We start from the raw sequence: 23,843 nt of genomic DNA, 5'->3' as shown, positions 1-23,843 counted from the left end.
GTCCTCAACTTCGCAAGCGCGATCAAGCCGGCCTGCGGCATACAACGTCCATGCCGATCAAGACCACGACCCTCACCGACCACGCCGCCCGCATCAGCCGGGTCGTCGGGCACCTGTCGGAACGGCTGGACCGGACCCCGAGCCTGGAGGAGCTGGCCGGCGTCGCCGCCTTCTCGCCCTGCCACTTCCACCGCGTCTACCGCGCGATGATGGGGGAGACGCCGGCCGAGACGCTGACGCGCCTGCGCCTCTCCCGCGCCGCGGCGGCGCTGCTGCGCACCGGCCATCCGATGGGCCGCATCGCCCGCGAGGCCGGCTACGGCTCGGTCGCCGCCTTCACCCGCGCCTTCCGGGAGGCCCATGGCCTGCCCCCGGGCGCCTATCGCCAGCGCGCCGGCATCGGCGCCGTCCAGGAGCATGACATGACCGACGTGACATTCACCGACCTCCCGGCGATGCATCTCGCCACGCTGGCCCATCGCGGGGCCTATACCGAGATCGGCGGCGCCTTCGAGCGGCTGGCCGCCTGGGCGGGCGGCCAGGGGCTCATTGGGCCCGAGACGAAGTTCTACGGCCTCTACTGGGACGACCCGCACACGGTGCCGGCGGAGCAGCTCCGCTCCCGCGCGGCCCTCACCGTCCCGGCGGGCACGCCGCTGGGAGAGGGAGTCGAGGCCCTGTCCCTGCCGCCGCTGCGCTGCGCCCGGCTCCGGTTCCAGGGGCCCTACAGCGAGCTCGAGGGCGCCTATGACCGTCTCTATGGCGAATGGTTGCCGGCGAGCGGCGAGGAGCCGGCCGACCAGCCGGCCCTCGAGCACTACCTCAACGACTGCCGGAGCCTGCCGCCCGCCGAATGGCTGACCGACATTCTGCTTCCCCTGAAGCCGAGGTAGGGGCCTGATGCCAAGGGAGTGGCGAATCGGTTGCGGGACGGGCTGTCTTACGCCCCCGTCGCCGGGTATCTAGGGGGCGATTCAGGCATCGGGATCCCCCGGTGCGATCAGGCCCCGACCGGGCGCCAAGGAGCCACCCCATGCCGCAGACCATCGCGCTCGTGGACGACGACCGCAACATCCTGACCTCCGTCTCCATGACGCTGGAGCAGGAAGGCTACCAGGTCCGAACCTATACCGACGGCGAGAGCGCGCTGCAGGGCCTGATGGGCAAGCCGGCGGATCTGGCGGTGCTGGATATCAAGATGCCGCGCATGGACGGCATGGAGCTGCTGCAGCGCCTGCGCGCCCGCAGCGCCATGCCCGTCATCTTCCTCACCTCCAAGGACGAGGAGGTGGACGAGCTGATGGGCCTGCGCCTCGGCGCCGACGACTACATCACCAAGCCCTTCAGCCAGCGCCTGCTGCTGGAGCGCATCCGCGCGCTGCTGCGCCGGAACGAGGCGATGAAGCAGGAGAGCAGCGGCGTCGTCGCCGGCGGGCTGCTGGTGCGCGGCGACCTCACGCTCGACGAGACGAAGCACACCTGCATCTGGAAGGGGAAGCCCATCCAGCTCACCGTCACGGAGTTCCTGCTGGTGAAGGCGCTGGCGCTGCGCCCCGGCCTCGTGAAGAACCGCGACCAGCTGATCGACGCGGCCTATGGCGAGAACATCTACGTGGACGACCGCACGATCGACAGCCACGTGAAGCGCGTCCGCAAGAAGTTCCGCGCGCAGGATGACGAGTTCGCGCAGATCGAGACGCTCTACGGCATCGGTTACCGCTACAAGGAGCAGTAGCCTGCCCTCAGGCACCGGGCGCGCGCTCTGCGCGGCTGGCTTCGTCGTGCGGCGGTAGCGCCCGGGCCGGGAAGTTGAGCGGGCGGCGCCGGCCGCTGTGCGGCCGGATTCTTCGATGGCGCGCCGCTACCCGTTGGGGGCTTCGAAGCAGCGGCACAATTCGGGGAGCGAGGTGATGCGGGTCACGCCGCTTACGCGCGCGTCGTGCACCTCGCCCCAGAGGCCGCGCGGGATGAAGACCGGATGCATTCCCGCCGCGCGCGCGGGCTCGACATCGTTGTCCAGCCGGTCGCCCACATAGGCGATCTCCGAGGCCGCGGCGCCGGTCGCCTTCAGCACCTCGTCGAAGAAGCGCGGATCGGGCTTCGACACGCCCCATTGGTGCGAGGTGGCGATGAAATCCGCCTCGAGGCGCAAGGCCTGCAGCGCCTCGGCCACGCCGGCCGGCTGATTGCCCGCGATGCCCACGCGGAAGCCCGCCTGCCGCAGCGCCGCGAGCCCCGCCCGCACATCCGGATAGAGGTCCGCCTCGCCCGGGATCTCCAGGCCGTTGAGGCGCGCGCGGTGCGCCTTGATGTCCAGCTGCGGCGCGAGTTCGCGGATGGTGCCGCCGATCCCCTTCTCCGCCGCGATGCCCTCGCGCAGCCGTTCGGTGAAGGCGGCCTCGCCCAGCTCCAGCACACCGGCCCAGCCGCGGATGAGGCGTGCCTCGTCGACCAGCACGCCGCCGACATCGAAGACGACCCAGGAAGGACGGTTCATAGCTCGATCAGGTCCAGATACTTGAAGTTGGTGCCATCGAGATTCTCCCACTGCTGCGCATAGACCGTCCAGCCGCGGGGGCTGCGCACGCCGATCACCGTCGCGCCCATCCGCGCCTGCCGCGCGAGGTTGGGCACCGCCCTGCCCCGGACCGTCTCGCGGTAGCGATGATCCTCCAGGCGCTTCGCGCACCAGGCCGTCTCGCGGGAGAGGCGGGCGGTATCCAGGTGGCCGTTCTTCGTCTGGTAATTGGCATGGCAGATCTCGATGGTCCCGTCCCGGTAGGTCGCCATGCCGAAGGTGCAGCCGGTCATCTCCGAGGTGAACATCAGCATGGCCTCGTTCGGAAGGATCGCCCGCTTCATCTGCCCGGGCTCGTAGGGCAGGTGGAAGGCCGCGCTGCCACCCCTCGCCACGTGGCGGATGTCCCAGACGTTGATCGAGTGGTCGCTCTTCCAGAAGTATTTCGACTTGCGGCTGCAGGTGTAGCCCAGCTCCGCCGTCACGTTGCTGAAGGAGAAGTTATGGACGCCCGCCACCGTCGGAAGGCTGCCGCGCATGCAGAGGAGGTTGGCCGTCAGGAACTCTTTCGGGTGGGTGAAGAGACCACCCGCATCATGCTGGGAAACCGACACCGAAACCTGCTCCTTCCCTGACGTCCGGCCGGGCCTCGCGGGCGTGGGCCGGACACCGTTGCGCCTGCCGGGGGCGATACCCCCTCGCGGCGAGGCCGTCGAAGGGGATGCCCGCCGGGCGGGCAGGCACAGGCGTGCCGGTTCAGCCGTCCAGCCGGATGCCGAGCTCGCGGATCAGCGGGCGCCAGAGCGCATTCTCCGCCGCGACGAACTCCGCGAACTGCACCGGCGTCCAGGGCTGGTAGTCGACACCGAGGCCGCGCATGCGGGAGGTGATCTCGGGCGACTGGATCGCCTCGATCATCGCGGCGGAGAGGCGCGCCACGATAGGCGCGGGCGTGGCGCTGGGCACGCTCATCCCCTGCCAGCCATAGGCGACGGTATTGGGGTAGCCGAGCTCCGCCATGGTCGGCACCTCGGGCGCGCCGGGCGTGCGCGCCTCGGTGAGGACGGCGAGCGCGCGGACCTTGCCGTCGCGGATGAAGGGCAGGCCGGTCGCGGTGTCGATCACCACGCAATCCACCTGGCCGGCCAGGAGGTCCTGCATGGCGGCGGGGCCGCCGCGATAGGGAACATGCGTCACGTCGATCTGCGTGCGCCGCCGCACCAGCTCCATCGCCAGGTGATGCGGCGAGGCGACGGCGGGCGTGCCGTAGGTGATCGACTTCTGGCGCGAGGCGGCGAGGAGCCCGGCGAAATCCGTCGGCGCATTCTCGGTGCGGACGACGATGTAGAGCGGGAAGCGCCCGATGAAGCCGATGCCGGTGAGATCGGTGTCGGGGTTGTAGGGCAGGCGCGAATAGAGCGCCGGGTTGTAGGTCAGGATGCCGTTGTCGACATGCAGCCAGGTGTAGCCATCGGGGGCGGAGCGGGCGACGATCTCGCTCGCCAGCACGGCGCCGCCGCCGGGCCGGTTCTCCACCACCACGCTCTGGCCGAGCCGGGTCGCGAGGCTCGCGCCGATGAGCCGCGCGAAGGTGTCCGAGGCGCCGCCCGGCGGATAGCCGACGACCCATCGGAGGGAGCGGTCGGGAAAGCCCTGCGCCTGCGCGGCGACCGGCAGCGCGGCGGCCATGGCGGCGCCCGTTCGAAGCAGGTTGCGTCGTGGCAGCATGTGTCGATCTCTCCGGAATAGCTGCCCATCATGAAGGCAGGATCGCGGCCTTCCAAGATGGTCATTGCCTTCCGGTCATCCCCAGATGGAGCCGGCCCTGGGCAGGGAGGGATCGGTGCAGACGCGGTTGCGGCCGCTGCGCTTGGCCTCGTAGAGCGCGGCATCGGCGCGCTCGATCAGCTGGGCGGGGCCGTCGCCCGACAGGGCCATGGCGATGCCCAGCGAGACCGTGACGCCAAGCCGCGGCCCCGCTGGGCGAAGCAGAAGGGAGGCGCCGGCGATGCGCAGGCGGATCGCCTCGGCTGCGCCCGTGGCCTCCTTCAGCCCGGCGCCGCGCAGCAGGACGCAGAATTCCTCACCGCCGAAGCGGGCGGGCAGCGCCTCCCCTCCATGCGGAAGCGTCTCGAGAGCTTCTCGCAGCGTCTCCGCGAGCAGGCGCAGCAGATGGTCCCCGGCCGGATGGCCATGTGCGTCGTTCACGGCCTTGAAGTGGTCCACATCCAGCAGGAGGAGGGTCAGCGGCGCCGTCGCGGCGTTCTCCAGCCCGCTGCGCATCGCTTCCTCCAGGCCGCGGCGATTGGCGAGGCCGGTGAGGGGATCGGTGGTGGCGAGGCGCCGCGCCTCGGCGAGCTCGGCCCGGAGCTCCTGCGTCCGCAGCGCGGTCTCGGTCAGCCGGCGGGCGGCGGCATCGCTGCGGCGGGTGATCTCGCGCGTATCGGCCAGCAGGCGCTGCAGCACCGCGCCCAGCGCCTCCGGCTCGTCCGTGAGCCCGTCCGATGCCGCGCGCAGCGAGCCGCCGTAGCGCGAGGCGGCTTCCCGCGCGCCGTCCATCAGGCCGACCGCCTCGCCGACCGCCTCCTCGAGCCGGCGGGACATCTCGTGCAGCGACACCGCCTCCCGGCCCGCATCGAAGAAGCGGGCGCGCAGCTCGTCCATCAGGGACTGGGTGATCCGCCCGCCGCCGGCCAGCCCGGCGTCGATTGCCTCCCGCAGCCCGGGCTCGGCGCCGTCGTGATAGCCGAACCAGACGAGGTAATTGGCCGGGGTGGGGGAAAGCCCCTGCCGCTGCATCGAGGCCATGGCCGCGTGGGCGAGGACGAGATTCGGATCCCGTCGGGCAGTGCCGTCGGACAGTGCCGCGGCTGCGACAGGGGAGGGTGGCATCTCGGCTCGGTCCGGTTCGTTCCGCGGCGAGATTGCCGCGAGAAGGTGAACAGGAGGTTGCCGCGACCTCAGCCCAGCCCGGTGATCGCCTTCACCGCCAGCATCCAGAGCGGCAGCGTGAGGATGGAGAGGAAATGCTCCCAGGAGGTGATGGCCGCCATCAGCGGCGCATCGCCGCCCATGGCGCGGGCCATCACATAGGAGGTCGCGGCCGTGGGCAGGGCCATGAAGAGCACGGCGATGAGCGTCGCCAGCGGCGCCAGGTCCAGCCAGAGGCAGATCGCCAGGGTAAGGCCGGGCACGATCACCAGCTTGAGGAAGGTGGTCGTGAGCTGAAGCGCCATGCGGTCCGTCATCGCGCCGACCGACAGCGCCGCGCCGACGGCCAGCAGGCCGAGCGCCACGGAGGCGCGGCCGAGCGATTCGAGGAGCGGCTTCACGCCCGGCGGCAGGCCGCCGGCCGCCGCCACCGCGAAGCCGAGGGCGCAGGCCAGCATCAGCGGATTGGTCAGGATCTGCCGCAGGATCGGCCAGGGCCGGAAGCCCTTCTCGGAGGCGAAGGCGGCGTTGCTCACGAACTGCACGAAGGGGACGATCAGCCCGGAGGAGACGGCGCCCAGCGCGATCCCCGGCAGGCCGAACATGGCCCCGGCAACGGCGAAGCCGATGAGGTTGTTGAAGCGGATGCCGCCCATCACCACGCTGGTCATCGCCGCATGGCCCTGGCCGAAATAGCGCGAGATGCCGAGCGACAGCAGGGTCCCGAGCCCGAGCGCCACCCAGATGGCGATCAGCATGCCCAGGATCGGCACTTCGCCGAGCTTTACCGAGCCGATGGCCGCGACGAGCAGCGCGGGCAGCAGGACCCAGAAGATCAGCCGCTCGATGCCGGCCCAGATGATCTCCTCGCGCAGCAGGCGCCGCTTGAGCAGCGCGCCGAGCGCGAGCAGCCCGAAGCAGGGCACGAAGGCATCGATATAGGGGAGCACGGGGCCTCGATTGTCAGCGACGGTCGCGCGGGCAGGGGAACGCCGCCCCGGCGCGGAAAGGACCCGTCACGCCAGGCTCACGCGCCGAGCTCGACGGGGGGGGCCTCAGGGGCCGGCGCCTGGTGCGAGGAGCCACGTCCCGCCAGGTCCCGCAGGCAGGAGGTCTCGGTGCGCTGGGCCAGGCCGCCCGCGCGCGCCTGCACATGCGCGACGCGCGGCCCGGCGTCAGAGGGATACATGACGATGTCGAGCTGGCAGCCCCCGCCCGCGTAGAGCCAGACCTGGGCAGGCCCCTCGCTGCGCTGGAGCATGGGCTCGCCGAGCGCGGCCCGCACCGATTCCGGCGAGGCGCCGAGCAGCGTCGAAGCGGCGTGAGGTGCCACCGAGGGGCGTGAGGAGCCGGCAATCCGGCCCGGCACCCTGTTGGGCGCCGGGGCGCGAGGCGGCGCTGAGGGCCGCCCGATCAGCGCGGCCAGGCTCGCCTGCTGCGAGGCCAGGGACGCGCGGGCCGCCTCGACCTCGCGATCCGGCTCCCCGGCACAGGCCGGAAGGAAGAGGGGCAGGAGCAGGATCCAGCGCGGCATCGCGCGAACATCCAGAAAGAGGGTTAAGGCCCGCCGAACGGGGCGGGCCTCAGGATCGAAGTCGGCTCAGGTACCCTCGCCCTGCAGCATCTCCATGCTGCCGACGATCTGGCCACCTTCCTCGACGGAAAGCTTCTTGTACCGCGCCATCCCCTTCACCTTGCCGGTGGAGCGGATGATGAGGTTGCCGCGCGCCGTCAGCGTGCCGTCGAACAGGCCGCCGATCTCGGCGTCCTCGACCTGCACTTCGCCGCGGAAGACGCCGGTCTGCGTCACCGACAGCTCGGCCGCCTGGATCATCTGGCTCTCGACCGTGCCCTCGACCACGAGGCGCTCGGCATCGGCCACCGTGCCCTGGAGGCTGATGCCGCGGCCGACGATCAGCGTGCGGCGCTCGGTCTGGCCCTCGGGGCGGGGCGAGCGGGCGGCGCCGGGGGCCGTGGCCGGCATGCCGGGGCGGGTCGGGGCGGCGCCGGGCTTCGGCGGCATGCCCACGGGCGCGCTGTTCGCCGAGGGGGCGCGATAGGTCGGCATCGTCAGCTCGGCGTCGCGGGCCGTCGGAACACTCACCGATTCCTGCGGCCCCTGAGCCTCAGAACCGTCATCCTTCTTACGGCCGAAGATCGACATGCTGGCAATCCTTACAAGTTCTGGGCGTTGAGGGGAGTTTATAACGCGGCACCTACCCGGGGCAACGCCGGGCTGCAAATTATCGTCCGGGCCTTTGCCATCCGCGGGATTGGCGGCTACGCCTTCCGCCGCGACGCAACAGGAAACGGCCCCGCATGACCTCTCCCACGCTCGATATCCTCGGTATCGGCAATGCCATCGTGGACGTCCTTGCCCCCACGAATGAGGCCTTCATCGTGGAGCAGGGGCTGTCCAAGGGAAGCATGCGCCTCATCGACACCAACGAGGCCGAGGCGCTCTACGCCGCCATGCCCGCCGGCGTCGAGAGCTCGGGCGGTTCGGCCGGCAATACCTGCGCGGTGGCTGCGGCGCTCGGTGCGAAGGTGGGCTTCCTGGGCAAGGTCGCCGACGACCAGCTCGGCCAGGTCTTCGGCCATGACATCCGGGCGGTGGGCGTGCATTTCCCCACGCCGCCGCTCACCGGCGGGGCGCCCACGGCGCGCTGCCTCATCCTGGTCACGCCTGATGGCCAGCGGACGATGAACACCTTCCTCGGCGCCTGCGTCACCTTCGGCGAGAAGGACGTAGACGCGGCCGAGATCGCCCGCGCCAAGGTCGTCTATCTCGAGGGCTACCTCTTCGACCCGCCGGAGGCCCAGTCCGCCTTCCGTGCCGCCGCCCGCGCCGCCCATGCCGCCGGCCGCAAGGTGGCGATCACCCTCTCCGACCCGTTCTGCGTCGGCCGCCACCGCGATGCCTTCCGCGCCTTCGTGAAGGAGGAGGCCGACATCCTCTTCGCCAACGAGGCGGAGATCCTGGCGCTCTACGAGACCGACGACTTCGAGGCCGCCGCCGCCCAGGCCGCGCGTGAGGTCGAGATCGCGGCCCTGACCCGCAGCGAAGCGGGCTCCGTGATCATCTCCGGCGGCGCGCGGCACCTGGTCGCCGCGCAGCCCACGAAGGTGGTCGACACCACCGGCGCCGGCGATGCCTATGCGGCCGGCTTCCTGGCGGCCTGGGCCCGTGGCCTCTCCTTGCCGGAAGCCGGACGCTGGGGCAGCATCGCCGCGGCCGAGGTCATCAGCCATTACGGGGCGCGGCCGCAGGTGGACCTGAAGGAGCTCGTGCGATGATCCGCATCCTCGTCCTTGCCGCGTTGCTGGTGCCGGCCCTGGCCCAGGCGCATAGCGGCAGCCGTTTCGAAACCATCGCCCAGCTCGCGCAGGCCGATTCGGTCCGTGAGCTGCAGCGCTCCCGCGCCAATCCGGACCAGCCGCCCGGCGTGGCCGCCCAGCGGCGCGACCAGGCCGAGGTGGATGCGGCCAGCCTGGACGATGCGGCGGGCCAGCTGCGGGGCGCGCTGACCGCGCTGCGCACCGGCCGCGCCGGTCCGGCCAACGAGTTCCTGGAGCGTGCAGAGACCCGCCTGCTGACCCGCGACACCTCGCCAGCCCGCGCCGGCGAGGCCGTGAGCGGCGGCCCCATCGGTCATATCGCCCGCGCCCGCGCCGCCATCCTGGGCAATGACCGCGCCTCCGCCCAGCGCGAGATCGAGGCCGCCCTGGCGGCGATCGACCGTCCCCTGCGGCCCAGCCGCCAGCCGCGCTGAGATGCCGATGACCCCTGACCTTCCCGACGCCCCCGCCCCGATTCGCGACGCCATCCTCGATTGGCTCGACCGCTTCGCGGCGACGGTGCGCGAGGTGGACTACCGCAGCGCCTATCCCTTCTGGCACCCCCGCATCATCGCCTTCGGGACGGTGCAGGCGCTGGTGGAGGGGCTGGAGCCCTTCCGCGACCGCCAGTGGGAGAGCGTCTGGCCGAAGACGAGCGACTTCCGCTTCCGGCTCGACGTCACGCGCGTCCTGGCCAGCCCGGACGGGCGGATGGCGGTGGCGATCGCGCCCTTCACCTCCACGGGCTACGCGCCCGACGGCACGCCCTTCGACCGGCCGGGCCGCACCACGCTGATCCTGGTGCCGGGCGCCGAGGGCTGGCTCGCGGTGCACAGCCACATGTCGCTCGCGCGCGGCGTTCCCGCCGACAGCCACGGCAACCGCCCGGTGAAGGCGCGGTAGCTTCCGCGGCGGGCGATTCGTCCCGCCGCATGCCAAACTGGTATCGTTCCGGGGGCGCCTGATATCCCGCCCCCGATTCGTCGAGCACGCGGCCGAGCCATGTTCCAGACCGATGCCGCGGCGTTCGATTGCCGCTGGCAATTTTGTTGCGCAGCCCCTATGTGTGCGCCGCAGCAACATCGACACGATAAGTCAACGCCGCCCGGGCAACTTCGCGCGCGGGCTCAGCCACGCCCGGAAACCTGACCCATGTCCATGCGTAACCTCGCGATCATCGCGCACGTCGACCACGGTAAAACCACCCTCGTCGACCAGCTCCTCAAGCAATCCGGTACCTTCCGCGAAAACCAGCAGGTGGCCGAGCGGGCGATGGACCGCAACGACCTGGAGCGTGAGCGCGGCATCACCATCCTGGCCAAGTGCACGGCCGTCGAATGGCAGGGCGTGAAGCTCAACATCATCGACACCCCTGGCCACGCCGATTTCGGCGGCGAGGTGGAGCGCATCCTCTCGATGGTCGACGGCGCGATCCTGCTGGTCGACGCGGCCGAGGGCGTCCTCCCGCAGACCAAGTTCGTGCTCGGCAAGGCGCTGGCCCGCGGCATCCGCCCCATCGTGGTCGTGAACAAGGTCGATCGCCAGGACGCGCGCGCCCATGAGGTGCATGACGAGGTGTTCGACCTCTTCGCCAGCCTCGACGCCAGCGACGAGCAGCTCGACTTCCCGATGCTCTTCGCCTCGGGCCGCCAGGGCTGGGCCGATACGACGATGGAAGGCCCGCGCCAGAACCTGGACGCGCTGTTCTCGCTCGTCGTCAACCACGTCCCGGAGCCGACCGTCCTGCCGGACGCGCCCTTCGCGATGAACGCGACGCTGCTGGAATACGACAACTTCCTGGGCCGCATCCTGACCGGCCGCATCGAGCAGGGCACCGCCCGCCTCAACATGCCGGTGAAGGTGCTGCGCGCCGACGGCACGGTGGCCGAGACCGGCCGCCTCTCCAAGCTCCTCTCCTTCCGCGGCCTCGAGCGCGTGCCGGTGGACGAGGTGCATGCGGGCGACATCATCGCCATTGCCGGCCTGTCCGACACCACCATCCCGGACACGATCTGCTCGCCCGAGCAGCCCACGCCACTGCCCGCCATCCCGGTCGATCCGCCGACGCTGGCCATGACCTTCCGCGTCAATGACGGCCCCCTCGGCGGCCGCGAGGGCAAGAAGGTGACGTCGCGCCAGATCCGCGACCGCCTGCACCGCGAGGCCGAGGGCAACGTCGCCATCCGCATCCGCGACAGCGAGGAGACGGACGCCTTCGAGGTGGCCGGCCGTGGCGAACTGCAGCTGGGCGTGCTCATCGAGACCATGCGCCGCGAGAGCTTCGAGCTCACCATCGGCCGCCCCCGGGTGCTGATGCGGGAGAACCCCGAGACCCGCGTCCGCGAGGAGCCCTTCGAGGAGGTGCTGGTGGACGTGGACGAGGCCTATACCGGCGTCGTCGTCGAGAAGCTGTCGCTCCGCAAGGCGCAGATGCAGGACATGCGCCCCTCGGGCGGTGGCAAGACCCGCATCACCTTCATCATGCCGTCGCGCGGCCTGATCGGCTACCACTCGGAGTTCCTGACGGACACGCGCGGCACGGGCATCATGAACCGCCTGTTCCACGGCTACGCGCCCTATGCCGGCACGATCGAGGGTCGCCGCAACGGCTCGCTGATCTCCAACGTGGACGGCGAGACGACGCAGTACGCGCTCTTCGCGCTGCAGGAGCGCGGCACGCTCTTCGTGGATCCCGGCCAGAAGGTCTATGAGGGCCTGATCATCGGCGAGAACTCCCGTGGCGACGACATGGAAGTGAACCCGGTGAAGGAGAAGAAGCTCACCAACATCCGCGCCGCCGGCAAGGATGATGCGCTGCTGCTGATCCCGCCCCGGCGCATGAGCCTCGAGCAGGCGATTGCCTATATCGAGGACGACGAGCTGGTGGAGGTGACGCCCTCCGTCGTGCGCATCCGCAAGCGCTACCTGGACCCGCATGACCGCAAGCGCATGAGCCGCAAGGCCGAAGGCCTGCCGGTCAAGGGCGAAGCGGCCTGAGAAAAGGCGGGGCCTCGTGCCCCGCCTTTTTTGTGTCGGCGTGATTCACGCCGTTACGTCCTGCCTTGGTTCGGCGGTAATCCAGCCCCGAACCGGCCTTGGGCGGACCCGATCCTTCCCTCGATCGAAATTCCTTCGAGGGAGGATCTGATGCCGAAATTCTTCATTGCCGCCGCCCTGGCCGTTCCCTTCCTTCTGGGGTTCGCCCCCACGGATGGCGCGGCCCAGGCCGCCACGCGCGCGCCGCATGTCGTGGTCGGCAACGCCATCACTCAGGTGCATCAGCCCTATGGCCACCGGGCGCCGCATTACGTCCCGCCGCGGCATGCGCATCGCCACTACGCGCCGCCCCCGCCGCGGCCGCGCCATTACGGGTGGAACACCCCGCCGCACCGCCCCTATCGCCAGTACGGCTGGCGCTGAGCGTGAAGGAAGGGCGGGCCGCAGGGTCCGCCCTTTCGCGTTTTTAGGGCACCACGCCCATCGCCTGGTTCAGGCGCGACCTGGCGCGATTCGCCTCGATCCCCGCGCGCCCTTCCTCGTTCGAGGCTTCCAGCCGGAGCTGGCGCACGCGGTAGAGGTCGAAGGTGCCGGTCTCACCGCTGCGGAAGGCACGAAGGGCGATCTGCTCCTGCTCGTTCGCGACCGAGAGCCGTTGCCGCGCCAGCGTCAGCGTTTGCTCCGACGCGGCGAGCTGCGCGCGGGCGCGGGCGACCTCCGCTTCTACCAGGCGTCGGGCCTGGGCGAGCAGCGCGACGGCGCGGGTCACCTCGCTCTGCGCCTCGGCGCGGCGGGGTGCATTGCGCGCCTCGGTCGCGAGCGGCAGGCGGAAGCGCAGGCCGATGCTCGTCGCGTCATTGGTGCCGACGCCGTTCTCCTGCCGCAGGAAGGTGCCGAGCTCGGGGTTGTCGCGCGGCGTCGCGGCGACCAGGCGCTGACGCGCTTCCGCATGGGCCAGGGTGGCCTCCGCCGCCAGCAGGGCGGGGTGATGCGCGCGGCGCGCCCGCACGACCTCCACGGGCAGGTTGGGCTCCAGGCCGCCGGTCAGCACGCGATAGGCCTCGACGCTCTGGTCGGCCTGGGCCTGGGCCTGGGCGAGGCCGAGCTCCGCCGCCAGCGTCTCGTTGCGCGCCAGCAGCGCCTCGGTGGGCGGGATGTCGCCGAGCTCGGCGCGGCGGGAGACGTCGCGTGCGATCTCGCGCGCGGTGCCGAGCCGGCCGCGCGCAAACTGCACGCTGCGGCGCGCCTCGGCGGCTTCCCACCAGGCCTCGCGCAGCAGGCCCATGACCTCCAGCCGGCGGAGCGCGATGCGCTGCCCGAACTCGGCGACGGAGGAGGTGACCGTGCCGCTCAGCGCGCCGCGCTGGCCGGGCAGCCAGAGGGGGGCGGAGAAGTCCATCTCCATCTCGCGCTGGTCGCGGGGGCCACGCGTGTCCGAACGGAAGGAGCCGCTGATCGAGGGTGGGCCCGCGATCGCCGACCGTGCGGTGACGCCGCGCGCGCCGGCCGCCGTCTGCTGCGCCTCCAGGGCACGCAGGCTGGCATCCAAGGCGAGCGCGGCCTCCAGGTGCCGGGACAGCGAGCCATTCTGCGTCGCAGTGGCGGCCGCACGGCCCCGCGGGGCGGCATTCTGGGCATGGGCGGCGAGGGGCAGCAGCAGGGCCGCGCCGAGCATCAGGATCTTCATGGGGTCACTCCGCCGGCGCCGAGGAGGGGGCGGGCGCCTTCGCCTTCGGAAGGGCGAAGCGCTCGTAGAGGATGGGCAGCAGCACCAGGGTCAGCACCGTCGCCGTCACCAGGCCGCCGATGACGACGATGGCGAGCGGCTTCTGGATCTCGCTGCCCGGCCCCGTCGCGAAGAGGAAGGGCACCAGTGCCAGCGCCGCGATGGAGGCCGTCAGCGTCACCGGCGTCATGCGGCGCCGCGCGCCCTCGCGCACGGCGGCCTGCAGCTCCAGCCCTTCCTCGGCGACGAGGCGGTTGATGTAGCTGATGAGCACCACGCCGTTCAGCACCGCGATGCCGATGAGCGTGAGGAAGCCCACCGAGGCCGGCACCGAGACAAACTCGCCCGAGGCCCAGAGCGCGATCATCCCGCCGATCAGCGCGAAGGGCACGTTGCAGAAGACCAGCGTCGCCTGCCGGACCGAGCCGAAGGTGAGGAAGAGCAGCAGGAAGATCGCCGCCAGCGCGATCGGCACGACGATGGAGAGCGTGGCCATGGCGCGCTGCTGGTTCTCGAACTGCCCGCCCCAGATAAGGCGGTAGCCCGGCGGCAGCTGCACGCCCTGCGCCACCGCCGCCTGCGCCTCGGCGACGAAGCCGCCGATGTCGCGGCCGCGCACATTGGTCAGCACCGTCGCGAAGCGGTCCGCCTGCTCGCGGATGACCTGCACGGGGCCGTCCTCCTCGCGGATGTCGGCCACCTGGCTCAGCAGCACGGTGCCGCCGCCCGGCAGCGCGATCTGCACGCGCGAGAGGCCGACGGCCGAGCCGCGCAGCCCCGCCTCGCCGCGCAGCAGCACGGGGATGCGGCGGTCGCCCTCCAGCACCACGCCGACGTTTCGGCCATCCACCCAGACGCGCAGCGCATCCTGCACGTCGCTGGCATTGAGGCCGACGCGGCCGGCCGCAAGGCGGTCCACCTCGACGGTCAGATAGGCCATGCCGCCGTTGCGCAGCGCGAAGACATCCGAGCTGCCGCGGATGTCGCGCACGGCGGCGGCGATGTCGCGGCCGATGCGGTTCAGCTCTTCGAGGTCGGGCCCGATGACCTTGATCACCACGTCGCCGCGCGAGCCGATGATCATCTCCTGCACGCGCATGTCGATGGGCTGGTTGAAGGAGAAAGTGATGCCCGGGACGCTCTCCATCACCTGGCGGATCGCCTCCATCAGCGCGGGCATTCCGCCCGCCCGCATCTCGGGCCGCCATTCGTCGGGCGGCGCCATGGTGAGGAACATGTCCGTCTCGTTGAGGCCGACGGGGTCGATGCCCAGCTCGTCGGCGCCGGCGCGGGCCATGATGCCGCGCACCTCCGGCACCGCCGTCATGATCTCGCGCTGCATGCGCAGATCCATCTCGGCCGCGGCCTCGACGCTGATGGTGGGATGCTTGCGCAGGGTGATGACGGGCGTGCCCTCGTCCATCACGGGAATGAAGATGCTGCCCACCTGCGAGAAGGCCAGCCCGGCCAGCACAAGGCCCGTGACGGCGGTGCCGCCGACCCAGAGCGGCCGGCGCATGGCCCATTCCAGGAAGGGGTCGTAGACCGCGTGCATCTTGCGGACGAGCCAGGGCTCGCGGGCATGCCCGCCGCGCAGCAGGAAGGCGCACATGACCGGCACGATGGTCAACGCCAGCACCAGGGCGGCGATCAGCGCGAAGGCGATGGTCAGCGCCACCGGCCCGAAGAGTCGCCCCTCCAACCCCTGCAGCGAGAGCAGCGGCACGAAGACAGCGAGGATGATGATGATGCCCGAGACCAGCGGGACCATCACCTCGCGCGTCGCCTCGCCCACGAGGCTGAGGCGCTGCTTCAGCGTGGGGTTGGTGGGCTGCTCGGACAGGCGGTGCGCCGTGTTCTCCACGACGACGACCGCGCAATCCACCAGCAGGCCGATCGCGATGGCCAGGCCGCCCAGCGACATGATGTTCGCGGAAAGGCCGTAGAGCGACATGACGCCGAATGTGACGAGCACGGCCAGCGGCAGGCTCAGCGAGACCACGAGCGCCGCGCGCCAGTTGCCGAGGAAGAGCAGCAGCAGCACGACCACCAGCGCGATGGCCTCCAGCAGCACCTTCTGCACGGTCCAGACCGCTTTCCCGATGAGGTCCGCGCGGTCGTAGAAGGTGACGAGGCGCACGCCCTCGGGCAGCTGCCGCTCGATCTCGGGAAAGCGGGCGCGGGCGCCCTCCACCACGTCGCGTGCGTTCACGCCGCGCAGTCCGAGCAGGATGCCCCAGACCGCCTCGCCCTCGCCGTCGCGGGTGACGACGCCGTTGCGCGGCAGCGCGCCGAAGCGCACATCCGCGACGTCGCCCACGCGCACCACGCCGTTCGGCCGCGCGGCGAGCACGATGGAGCGCACATCCTCCAGGCTGCGGATGCGGCCCTCGACGCGGACCAGCAGCGCTTCCTCGCCGTCGCGGACGCGGCCCGCGCCGTCATTGCGGTTGTTGTGCTCCAGCGCCTCGCGCAGCACGGCTGTGGAGATGCCGCGCGCGGCCATGGCCGCCGGGCTCGGGATCACCTCGTAGGTGCGGACGAAGCCGCCCAGCACGTTCACGTCGGCCACCCCGGGCACGGAGCGCAGGGCCGGCCGCACCACCCAGTCCATCAGGGTGCGGGCGTCCATGGGCGTGATGTTCTCGCCCTCGATCGTGAACATCAGCATCTCGGCCAGCGGCGTGACGATGGGCGCCAGCCCGCCCGAGACGCCGTCCGGCAGGTCTCCCATGGCCTGCTGCAGCCTCTCGTTCACCTGCGCGCGGGCCCAGAAGATGTCGGTGCCGTTGGAGAATTCGAAGGTCATCAGCGTGACGGAGAAGCGCGTCGTGGAGCGCATGAAGACGAGGTCGGGGATGCCCCGCATCATCTGCTCGATCGGGCTGGTGACGCGCTGCTCCAGCTCCTCGGGTGCCAGGCCGGGCGCCCGCAGCGAGACGAGCACCTGTGTCGGCGAGACGTCGGGGAAGGCGTCGATGGGCAGGCCCTGGTAGGAGCGGAAACCCCAGACGGCGAGGCCGGCCGCGAGGATGAGCACCAGCAGCCGCTGGCGCAGCGCGAGCTCGACGAGGCGTGCGAGCATGGCCTCAGCTCTCGTCCAGGTCGGAAAGCTCGCCCAGCAGGGCCAGGATGCCGCGCGTCGCGACCTGATCCGTGGCGGAGAGCTCGCCGCGGATCGAGGTGAACTGCGCGGTCTCGTTCAGCACGGTCACCGGGCGGGCGCGGAAGCCCTCGGGAATGCGGAGGAAGACCCAGCTGCGCTCGCGATGGCGGACGACGCTGCCGGCCGGCACGCGGAACTGCCCGCCGCCATTGCCGCGCAGCTCCAGCGCCACGGTGACGGCTTGGCCGGGGCGCAGCGCGTTCGTGCCCCCCGTCATCTCCGCTACCGCCACCACGCTCTGCGTCGCGGCGTCGACCGAGCGCCCGATGCGCAGTACCCGGCCCTCGGCGCCCTGGGCGGGCACCAGCACGCGCGCGCCGTCCTCCAGCGCCGGCACGCGGGCCACCGGCACCTGCGCGTTGATCCAGAGCACCCGGAGGTCGCCGATGGTGACCAGCGGCGCCGCCTGCGCCACGCGCTCCCCCGCCGTGGCGACGCGCGTGAGCACGACGCCGGCCACCGGGCTGCGCACGGAGAGCGAGGGCTGGATCCGCCGCGTCCGCCGCAGCTGCTCCACTTCCTCGTCGCTGAGGCCGACGAGGTGCAGCAGCTGCACGCGCTCGTCGAGCGCGGCGCCAGCGGCGATGGCTTCCGCGCGGGTGGTGATCAGGCGACGCTCGGCGATGACGCGCTCGCGGTGCAGCTGCTCGTCGCGGCGGAGCTTCTCGGCAGCCAGGTCATGCGCCGTCACGGCCTGGAGGAAGAGGCGCTGCGCCTCCACCAGCTCGGTGCTGCGGAGCTGGGCGATGACCTGGCCGCGCTGGACGGTTTCGTCGGGCGAGACGGTGAGCGTCTCCAGCAGGCCGGCGGCGGGCGCCGCGATGACGCGCAGCTGCATGGGGGGCACGACCACCACCCCCGGCAGCGCGATCTCCGCGGGGCCGCTCTCGGGTTCGGGATTGACCAACTCGAAGGCGCCGACGCGCAGCTGGCGCTCGTCGAGGCGGATGGACACGTCGGACGTGCCGGGCTGAGCCAAGGCGGGCGCCGCGAGGGCGATGAGAAGAGGCGCGCAGAAACGGCGCGCGATGGCCAAGGGCATCACGTACTCCCGAATTTATTGTCCCGGTTTCCCCCCGAGGATGCGGCGCGTGCCTCGACGTCCTGATTGCTGACGTTGAAATTCGTTCACGAATCGGAAATCAAAATTCCCCGCCCCACGTCGATAGGTGGGGGGGGATTTACGGGCGCTGAATGATAGCTTTCGTGAAACTGAACGGAGCGGATTTCACATGATCATCCTGGTTACCGGCGCCACGGCCGGCTTCGGCCTTACCATCGCCCGGCGCTTCGCCGCCGACGGCGCGAAGATCATCGCCGCGGGACGGCGCGAGGAGCGCCTCGAGGCCCTGCGGGCGGAGCTCGGCGAAAATGTCCTGCCGCTGGTGCTGGACGTGCGCGACCGCGAGGCGGTGACGAGCGCGATCGCCTCCCTTCCCGCCGAATGGGCGGAGATCGACGTCTGCGTGAACAATGCGGGCCTCGCCCTCGGCCTCAGCGGCGCGCAGGACGCCAGCCTCGACGACTGGGACCGCATGGTCGACACCAACATCAAGGGGCTGATGTACGTCACCCGCGCGGTGCTGCCGGGCATGGTGGCGCGCAACCGCGGCCACGTGATCAACATCGGCTCGACGGCGGGTGAATTCCCCTATCCGGGCGGGAACGTCTATGGCGCCAGCAAGGCCTTCGTGCGCCATTTCAGCCTGAACCTGCGCGCCGACCTCTGGGGCACGAAGGTGCGGGTGACGGATATCGAGCCCGGCCTCGTCGGCGGCACGGAGTTCAGCAATGTCCGCTTCGGCGACGATGCGAAGGCGGCCGGCGTCTATGCCGGGACCGATCCGCTGCTGCCGGACGACATCGCCGAGGCGGTGCACTGGGTCGCGACGCTGCCGCCGCGCGTCAACATCAACACCCTGCAGATGATGCCGGTGGGCCAGGCCTTCGGCCCGCTGCGCGTGCACAAGGAGTAGGGCGCGCGCGGGCGACGCGACAAATCCGCGCCTCGCGGAATGCCCGCTTCCATGATTTCATGAGGCATCTCGCTGTCTCAGGAGGAAGCATGTCCGTCCGTGGCGGAAGCCCTTTGCCGAATGCGCTCCGCCTTGGATGGGAGCGCAGCTTCGGCGCCGATCTCTCGTCGGTGCGCGTGCATCGCTGCGCGGGCGCGCGGCGCGTCACGCGGGCGCTGCGCACGCGCGCCTGCGCGGTCGACGGGGCGATCCTGCTGGGGGCGGAAGCCTCGGCCGAGGTGCTGGCGCATGAGGTCGTGCACCTCCTGCAGGCGCGCCTGCCCGGGGCGGCAGGGATCGCGGTGGCGGAGCGGGAGGCGCGGCATCTGGCGCGGCGTGCCCTGGCCGGCCTGCCCTGCCGGGTCGAGGTGCCGGCCGATCCGTCCCAGCCTTTGTGCTGGGAGGAGGCGGGCCACTACTACACGATCTACTACACCGCCCTGGCCTGCGGCGTCGCCAACGACGACGCCATGCGGATCGCTTTCTGGGCGCAGTTTCCCGACGAGGTCTCGGAGCTCGACGCGGTGAAGGCCGGCTTCGACATCCCCGGTTCCTTCGTCGGCGATGCGATGGACTGGGTCGGCGTGCAACTCGACAAGGTCCCGACCGGCTTCCACAATTTCTGGGCCGAGGCGAACAACCAGATCTCGGAAAAGTACCTCCGCGGCTATGGGCGCATGGCCTATCGAGCGCCCCGCGAGGCCGAAAAGAAAACCGAGGTCAATCTCAGCGTTCAGAGGGGGCTTCACTGCCTGACCGGCGCCAACTGGAATGACGAGACCGCCCGCCGGGAGAGGATCAGCCTGGCCGCGGACATGTCCGGCGGCTTCTTCGAGTTCGGCTTCTCGCTGCATCCCTTCGGCGACAGCTATGCCCACCGCAATCATGGCACGGGGCGCATGTACCCGCCCTTCCTGGGGCATGGGCCGGAGACGAAATTCGTCGAGATCGCGGGGGATGAGCTGTCGAAGATGGCCCAGCAGCATCACCCCGATGCGCTGACGCCGGCGCGGGCGCCGGAGTACCGCGAATACATCACCCGCCTCTATGGCGTCCTGGCACGGCGCTTTCCGAACCTGCCGCGGCGGGCGGCGGCCGAGGCGGCGGCCGGGGCGCTGGGGGCGGTCGTGGTCGAAAGGCCCAATTCCGCGGCGCAGATCGGGCTGATCCGCCAGTCCGCGGCCTCCGTGCTCGGGGTACGGATGAATGCCTATCGGCCCGAGACGCAGGAAGACGTCTACTTCTCGAAATTCTTCGACCAGCCCAAGCCAGTGGCGGCGAGCCGCTATCACGTCGACCAGGGGCTCTCCCTGGCGCGGCGGTGGGATACGTCAGGCTGATCGGAAGGCTCGACCAGGACCGGCGGTGGCCGGCCCTGGCGTGAGGCGAAGCGTGCCGTCGGCTTATCGGTTGCCGCCGGTGAGGGTCTGCTGCGCCAGGTGCTCGGAGAGCTTGGCGACGGCGGTGTGATCCTCGCCCTTGCCGAGCAAGCTGGCCGCACTGGCCCACATCTCGCGGCAGAGCGCGGCGAAGGGCGTCGGCACCGCCGCCTCCTTGCCGACCTCCAGCGCGATGGAGAGGTCCTTCACCATCAGGTCGAGCCCGAAGCCGGAATCGAAGCGGCGCGAGAGCACGAACTGCTTGAACTTCTTCTGCGTGGAATTGTTCATTCCCGTCGAAGCGTTCAGCACGTCCACCATCAGCCCGGGCTCCAGCCCGAACTTCTGGCCGATCAGCAGCGCCTCCACCGCGATGAGGAAGCCGCCCGCGCTCGTCAGGTTATTCAGCGCCTTCATCGCCTGCCCGGCGCCGATCGGCCCGCAGCGATGGATGGAAGTGCCGACGGCCTTGAGGTAGGGCTCCGCCGCATCGAGGTCGGCCTCGGTGCCGCCGGCCATGATGGCGAGCTCGCCCGTCTTCGCGCGCGGCACGCCGCCCGAGACGGGGCAGTCCACCATGCGGATTTTCCGGGCCGACAGCTTCTCGGCGATCTCGCGCGTGCGCGTGGGATTGCCCGAGGTCATGTCGATGAAGAGCGCGCCTTCCGGCAGCGCCTCGGCCACGGCCTCCGCGACGAGCGCCACTTCCTTGCTGGTGGGCAGGATGCAGATGAAGGCATCCACGCCCTTCACGGCTTCCGCCGGCGAGGCGGCGGCGTGGCCGCCGACCTCGGAGGCAAATTGCGCCGTGCGCTCGGCCGAGATGTCGGTGACGACGACATCGAAGCCGGCCTTGACCAGGTTGGCCGCCATCGGCCAGCCCATGTTGCCGATGCCGGCGAAGGCGACGCGTGCCATGGGAGTTACTTCTCCTTGGGCTTGATCGCGCCCTCGGCCAGCAGGACCTCATGCGCGGCCTTGAAGGCGTCGAGGCCGGCGGGGATGCCGCAATAGGCCGTGGCGTGCAGCAGGGTGGCCTTGATCTCTTCGACCGAGATGCCGTTGTTCAGCGCACCCTTCACGTGCAGCTTGATCTCGGGCGTGCGGCCGAGGGCCGTCAGCATCGCGAGGTTGAGCAGGCTGCGCGTCTTGCGCGGCAGCGTGTCGTCGCCCCAGGCCCAGCCCCAGGCGATCGCCGTCGTGGCGCGCTGGAAGGACATCATGAAGTCGTCGGCCTTGGCCATGCTCGAATCGACATATTCGGCACCGAGCACGGCGCGGCGGATGGGCATGCCCTTCTGGAACAGGGCTTCGTCGTCGGCGGACATCTCTCTCTCCTTATGAATCCTATGGCCGCACGCTCGCGCAGGGCCTCTGGCCGGTCAATGGGCAGGCTTCCGGAACGGGGCTAGCCTGTCGGGGCCGACCATCGCGGCCACCATCGGGAGAAGCTTATGTTCTTCGAAGGATTCACGCTGGAGACGCGAAGCGTCGACGGCCATGCCGTGCGCTTCCGCAAGGGCGGCAAGGGGCCGCCGCTGCTGCTGCTGCACGGCAACCCGCAGACGCATGCGATGTGGCACAAGGTGGCGCCCGAGCTCGCGAAGCGCTTCACCGTCGTCGCCCCGGACATCCGCGGCTACGGCTATTCGGAAAAGCCGCCGGCGACGGCCGACCACATGCCCTATTCGAAGCGCGAGATGGCGAAGGACGTGGTCGGGCTGATGCACGAGCTCGGCTTCCCGCGCTTCCAGGTGGTGAGCCACGACCGGGGCGCCCGCCTCGCGCATCGCGTGGCGCTGGACCATCCTGCGAGCGTCGAGCGGCTCTGCACCATGGACATCGTGCCGACGCTGCATCACTTCGAGCATGTCGATATGGCCTTCGGCCTCGGCTACTATCACTGGTTCTGGCTGGCGCAGCCGCATCCCGGCCCCGAGACGATCATCGAGCAGGACACGGAAGTCTGGTTCGACATCCACACCTCGCGCGAGCCGAAGGACAAGAGCTTCTTCCACCCCGAGGCGCGCGCGGACTACCTGGCCGCGCTGAAGCTTCCCGGCACGGTGCGCGCCATCTGCGAGGATTATCGCGCCGCCACCAGCATCGACCTGGAGCATGATCGCGCCAGCCGCGCGGCCGGTGAGAAGGTGCAGTGCCCGCTGCTGGTCCTATGGGGCGCCAAGGGCAAGATCGGGCAGTGGTACAAGCCGCTGGAGGTCTGGGGCCAATACGCCCAGGGGCCCGTCAGCGGCCATGCCGTGAACAGCGGCCACTACCTGGCCGAGGAGGCGCCGCAGGAGGTCCTGGCGGCGCTCGATCCCTTCCTCAGTGCGTGACCTTGGGGTCGCGCGGCGCCTTGCCCAGGGCGCCGAGCACCTCCTCGCACCAGGCGGCCATGCGCAGCAGCGCCGCCTCGCCGCGCGGTCGGCCCAGGATCTGCAGGCCCACCGGCATCCCTGAGGCGGTGAAGCCGCAGGGGATGGAGATAACCGGGCAGCCGGTCAGCGACAGCGTGAAGGTGATGGCGATCCAGTCGATGTAGGAATCGAATTCGTGATTCCCCAGCCGCTCGACCCGGCGCCATTCGGCGGGGAAGGGCGTCATGATCGCGGTCGGGCAGATGAGGAATTCGTGCGTGGCGAGGAAGTCCATCAGCCGCTGGAACATCGCAACGCGGGCATTCTCGCCCTTCGCGTAGTCGGCAATGGGCAGCGCCGCCGCGCGCTCGGTGCTCGAATGGATCTCGGGGATCACGCGCTCGCCATGCTGCGCGATCAGCGGCGCGAAGGCCGCGAGATGGTTCACGCCGCGGATGGCGTGGAAGACGTCGCGCCCCTGCGAGAGATCGGGCGCCGTGGCCTCGATCCCCGCGCCGGCCGCAGCCAGCCGGGCGATCGCCGCCTCGACCACCTTGGCGACCTCGGGGTCCACCGGCGTCACGCCCAGATCCATGGAGAAGCCGACGCGGCCGGGCTTGCGCGGCGTCACCGCGGCCTCGCCGAAGGTGCCGGGCGGGGCGCTGGGCAGGCTCAGCGGGTCGGTCCAGACCTCGCCGGACATGGCATCCAGCATCAGCCCGCAATCGCCGACGGTGCGCGTGATGGGACCGACGACGGGGAGCATGGAGAAGCTCATGCCACGCCGCGCGCGCGGTACGCGGCCGGGGGAGGGACGCAGCCCCACCACCGAGCAGAAGGCGGCCGGCAGGCGGATCGAGGAGCCGAGGTCGGAGCCGAGCGCCATCCAGGCCTCGCCCGTCGCGACGGAAGCCGCCGCGCCGCCGGAGGAGCCGCCCACCGTCAGCCGCGTGTCGAAGGGGTTGCGCGTGGGCCCGAAGAGCTCGTTGATCGTGCTGGCGTTGAAGCCGAATTCCGGGGAGTTGGACTTGCCGAGCGTGACGCCGTCATTGCCCTCGAGCAGCTCCACCGAGGGGCTGGACTTCGTGGAGACGTAGTTCTCGAAGAGCACCGAGCCGCCGCTGGTGTGACGCACGCCCGCGACCTCGTCGAGGTCCTTGATGGTGAGGGGCAGGCCGGCCAGCCAGTTGGGATCGCCGCTCCGCGCCGCCGTGCCGGCGATGGCGCGCGCCTGGTCGCGCGCGCGGTCCAGGCAGAGGATGGGCAGCGCGTTCACCGAGGGCTCGACCTCGGCGATGCGGCCGGCCGCGGCCTCCACCAGCTCGAGGGGCGAGACCTTTCCCGTGCGCAGCAGGGCCACCGCCTCGCGGGCGGTCAGGTTGATCAGGGACCGGTCGTAGATCATCTCGTTC

At 70.7% G+C, this 23,843-nt stretch carries 23 protein-coding genes; 10 read left to right on the top strand and 13 right to left on the bottom strand.

Going from position 1 to position 23,843, the window contains the following annotated elements:
• The first annotated feature begins 50 nt into the window (after positions 1 to 50).
• Both KHU32_RS03155 and KHU32_RS03150 read left to right on the top strand, forming a co-directional pair.
• Positions 51 to 893, top strand: coding sequence for an AraC family transcriptional regulator (locus KHU32_RS03155; RefSeq protein ID WP_213668571.1), 843 nt, complete (start codon positions 51 to 53; stop codon positions 891 to 893).
• Between the two features lie 140 nt (positions 894 to 1,033).
• Positions 1,034 to 1,735 carry a response regulator transcription factor gene (locus KHU32_RS03150; RefSeq protein ID WP_131550464.1) on the top strand — a complete coding sequence of 234 codons (702 nt, stop codon included), beginning with the start codon at positions 1,034 to 1,036 and terminating at the stop codon, positions 1,733 to 1,735.
• Between the two features lie 126 nt (positions 1,736 to 1,861).
• Here KHU32_RS03150 and KHU32_RS03145 read toward each other — a convergent pair whose 3' ends face one another.
• The 7 genes from KHU32_RS03145 to KHU32_RS03115 form a co-directional block, all read right to left on the bottom strand.
• Entirely contained in the window at positions 1,862 to 2,497 is a 636-nt protein-coding gene (locus KHU32_RS03145) for an HAD family hydrolase (protein ID WP_213668570.1), read from the bottom strand.
• Complete coding sequence (locus tag KHU32_RS03140; RefSeq protein ID WP_213668569.1) at positions 2,494 to 3,132, bottom strand: hypothetical protein; 639 nt, start codon at positions 3,130 to 3,132, stop codon at positions 2,494 to 2,496. Before KHU32_RS03140 ends, KHU32_RS03145 begins: the two co-directional genes overlap by 4 nt.
• A 142-nt stretch (positions 3,133 to 3,274) precedes the next feature.
• Positions 3,275 to 4,246, bottom strand: a complete 972-nt coding sequence (locus tag KHU32_RS03135; protein WP_213668568.1) for a Bug family tripartite tricarboxylate transporter substrate binding protein — start codon at positions 4,244 to 4,246, stop codon at positions 3,275 to 3,277.
• A gap of 75 nt (positions 4,247 to 4,321) precedes the next feature.
• Positions 4,322 to 5,410, bottom strand: coding sequence for a GGDEF domain-containing protein (locus tag KHU32_RS03130; RefSeq protein WP_213668567.1), 1,089 nt, complete (start codon positions 5,408 to 5,410; stop codon positions 4,322 to 4,324).
• A gap of 68 nt (positions 5,411 to 5,478) precedes the next feature.
• Positions 5,479 to 6,399 (bottom strand): AEC family transporter, encoded by a 921-nt coding sequence (locus tag KHU32_RS03125; RefSeq protein WP_213668566.1) that lies wholly within the window; start codon positions 6,397 to 6,399, stop codon positions 5,479 to 5,481.
• 77 nt (positions 6,400 to 6,476) lie between these two features.
• Positions 6,477 to 6,983, bottom strand: coding sequence for a hypothetical protein (locus KHU32_RS03120; protein WP_213668565.1), 507 nt, complete (start codon positions 6,981 to 6,983; stop codon positions 6,477 to 6,479).
• Between the two features lie 66 nt (positions 6,984 to 7,049).
• Complete coding sequence (locus tag KHU32_RS03115) at positions 7,050 to 7,553, bottom strand: bactofilin family protein (RefSeq protein WP_347265501.1); 504 nt, start codon at positions 7,551 to 7,553, stop codon at positions 7,050 to 7,052.
• A gap of 215 nt (positions 7,554 to 7,768) precedes the next feature.
• Here KHU32_RS03115 and KHU32_RS03110 point away from each other — a divergent pair, with 215 nt between their 5' ends.
• From KHU32_RS03110 to KHU32_RS03090, 5 genes are all read left to right on the top strand, one after another.
• Entirely contained in the window at positions 7,769 to 8,746 is a 978-nt protein-coding gene (locus KHU32_RS03110; RefSeq protein ID WP_213668564.1) for an adenosine kinase, read from the top strand.
• Complete coding sequence (locus KHU32_RS03105; RefSeq protein ID WP_213668563.1) at positions 8,743 to 9,222, top strand: hypothetical protein; 480 nt, start codon at positions 8,743 to 8,745, stop codon at positions 9,220 to 9,222. Before KHU32_RS03110 ends, KHU32_RS03105 begins: the two co-directional genes overlap by 4 nt.
• 7 nt (positions 9,223 to 9,229) lie before the next feature.
• Positions 9,230 to 9,691: a YybH family protein gene (locus tag KHU32_RS03100; protein WP_213668562.1), complete on the top strand. Its 462-nt coding sequence runs from the start codon at positions 9,230 to 9,232 to the stop codon at positions 9,689 to 9,691.
• 249 nt (positions 9,692 to 9,940) lie between these two features.
• Positions 9,941 to 11,785 carry a translational GTPase TypA gene (typA, locus tag KHU32_RS03095; protein WP_213668561.1) on the top strand — a complete coding sequence of 615 codons (1,845 nt, stop codon included), beginning with the start codon at positions 9,941 to 9,943 and terminating at the stop codon, positions 11,783 to 11,785.
• A 150-nt stretch (positions 11,786 to 11,935) separates the two neighbouring features.
• Positions 11,936 to 12,208: a hypothetical protein gene (locus KHU32_RS03090; RefSeq protein WP_213668560.1), complete on the top strand. Its 273-nt coding sequence runs from the start codon at positions 11,936 to 11,938 to the stop codon at positions 12,206 to 12,208.
• A 43-nt stretch (positions 12,209 to 12,251) separates the two neighbouring features.
• Here the strand turns inward: KHU32_RS03090 and KHU32_RS03085 are convergent, their stop codons facing one another.
• The 3 genes from KHU32_RS03085 to KHU32_RS03075 are packed head-to-tail and all read right to left on the bottom strand — an operon-like array spanning position 12,252 to position 17,719.
• The gene (locus KHU32_RS03085; protein WP_213668559.1) at positions 12,252 to 13,472 is read right to left on the bottom strand and encodes a TolC family protein; all 1,221 of its coding nucleotides are present in this window, start codon (positions 13,470 to 13,472) and stop codon (positions 12,252 to 12,254) included.
• A gap of 4 nt (positions 13,473 to 13,476) precedes the next feature.
• Complete coding sequence (locus KHU32_RS03080) at positions 13,477 to 16,596, bottom strand: efflux RND transporter permease subunit (RefSeq protein WP_213668558.1); 3,120 nt, start codon at positions 16,594 to 16,596, stop codon at positions 13,477 to 13,479.
• A gap of 4 nt (positions 16,597 to 16,600) precedes the next feature.
• Positions 16,601 to 17,719 carry an efflux RND transporter periplasmic adaptor subunit gene (locus KHU32_RS03075; RefSeq protein WP_213668557.1) on the bottom strand — a complete coding sequence of 373 codons (1,119 nt, stop codon included), beginning with the start codon at positions 17,717 to 17,719 and terminating at the stop codon, positions 16,601 to 16,603.
• Positions 17,720 to 17,909: 190 nt separating this feature from the next.
• On the opposite strand from KHU32_RS03075, the gene KHU32_RS03070 reads away from it, so the two are divergent.
• Both KHU32_RS03070 and KHU32_RS03065 read left to right on the top strand, forming a co-directional pair.
• Positions 17,910 to 18,653, top strand: a complete 744-nt coding sequence (locus tag KHU32_RS03070; RefSeq protein ID WP_213668556.1) for an SDR family NAD(P)-dependent oxidoreductase — start codon at positions 17,910 to 17,912, stop codon at positions 18,651 to 18,653.
• 89 nt (positions 18,654 to 18,742) lie between these two features.
• Positions 18,743 to 20,032, top strand: coding sequence for an eCIS core domain-containing protein (locus tag KHU32_RS03065; protein ID WP_213668555.1), 1,290 nt, complete (start codon positions 18,743 to 18,745; stop codon positions 20,030 to 20,032).
• 63 nt (positions 20,033 to 20,095) lie between these two features.
• Here KHU32_RS03065 and KHU32_RS03060 read toward each other — a convergent pair whose 3' ends face one another.
• Positions 20,096 to 20,989, bottom strand: coding sequence for an NAD(P)-dependent oxidoreductase (locus KHU32_RS03060; RefSeq protein WP_213668554.1), 894 nt, complete (start codon positions 20,987 to 20,989; stop codon positions 20,096 to 20,098).
• A 5-nt stretch (positions 20,990 to 20,994) separates the two neighbouring features.
• On the bottom strand, positions 20,995 to 21,399 hold the full coding sequence (locus KHU32_RS03055; protein WP_213668553.1) for a carboxymuconolactone decarboxylase family protein: 405 nt from the start codon (positions 21,397 to 21,399) through the stop codon (positions 20,995 to 20,997).
• Between the two features lie 126 nt (positions 21,400 to 21,525).
• On the opposite strand from KHU32_RS03055, the gene KHU32_RS03050 reads away from it, so the two are divergent.
• Entirely contained in the window at positions 21,526 to 22,410 is an 885-nt protein-coding gene (locus KHU32_RS03050) for an alpha/beta fold hydrolase (RefSeq protein ID WP_213668552.1), read from the top strand.
• Here KHU32_RS03050 and KHU32_RS03045 read toward each other — a convergent pair.
• The gene (locus KHU32_RS03045) at positions 22,400 to 23,836 is read right to left on the bottom strand and encodes an amidase (protein WP_213668551.1); all 1,437 of its coding nucleotides are present in this window, start codon (positions 23,834 to 23,836) and stop codon (positions 22,400 to 22,402) included. The genes KHU32_RS03050 and KHU32_RS03045 overlap by 11 nt on opposite strands.
• Positions 23,837 to 23,843: the final 7 nt, after the last annotated feature.

This window comes from Roseococcus pinisoli (assembly GCF_018413645.1).
Lineage (GTDB): Bacteria > Pseudomonadota > Alphaproteobacteria > Acetobacterales > Acetobacteraceae > Roseococcus > Roseococcus pinisoli.
This window is presented reverse-complemented; position numbering and strand designations above follow the sequence as displayed.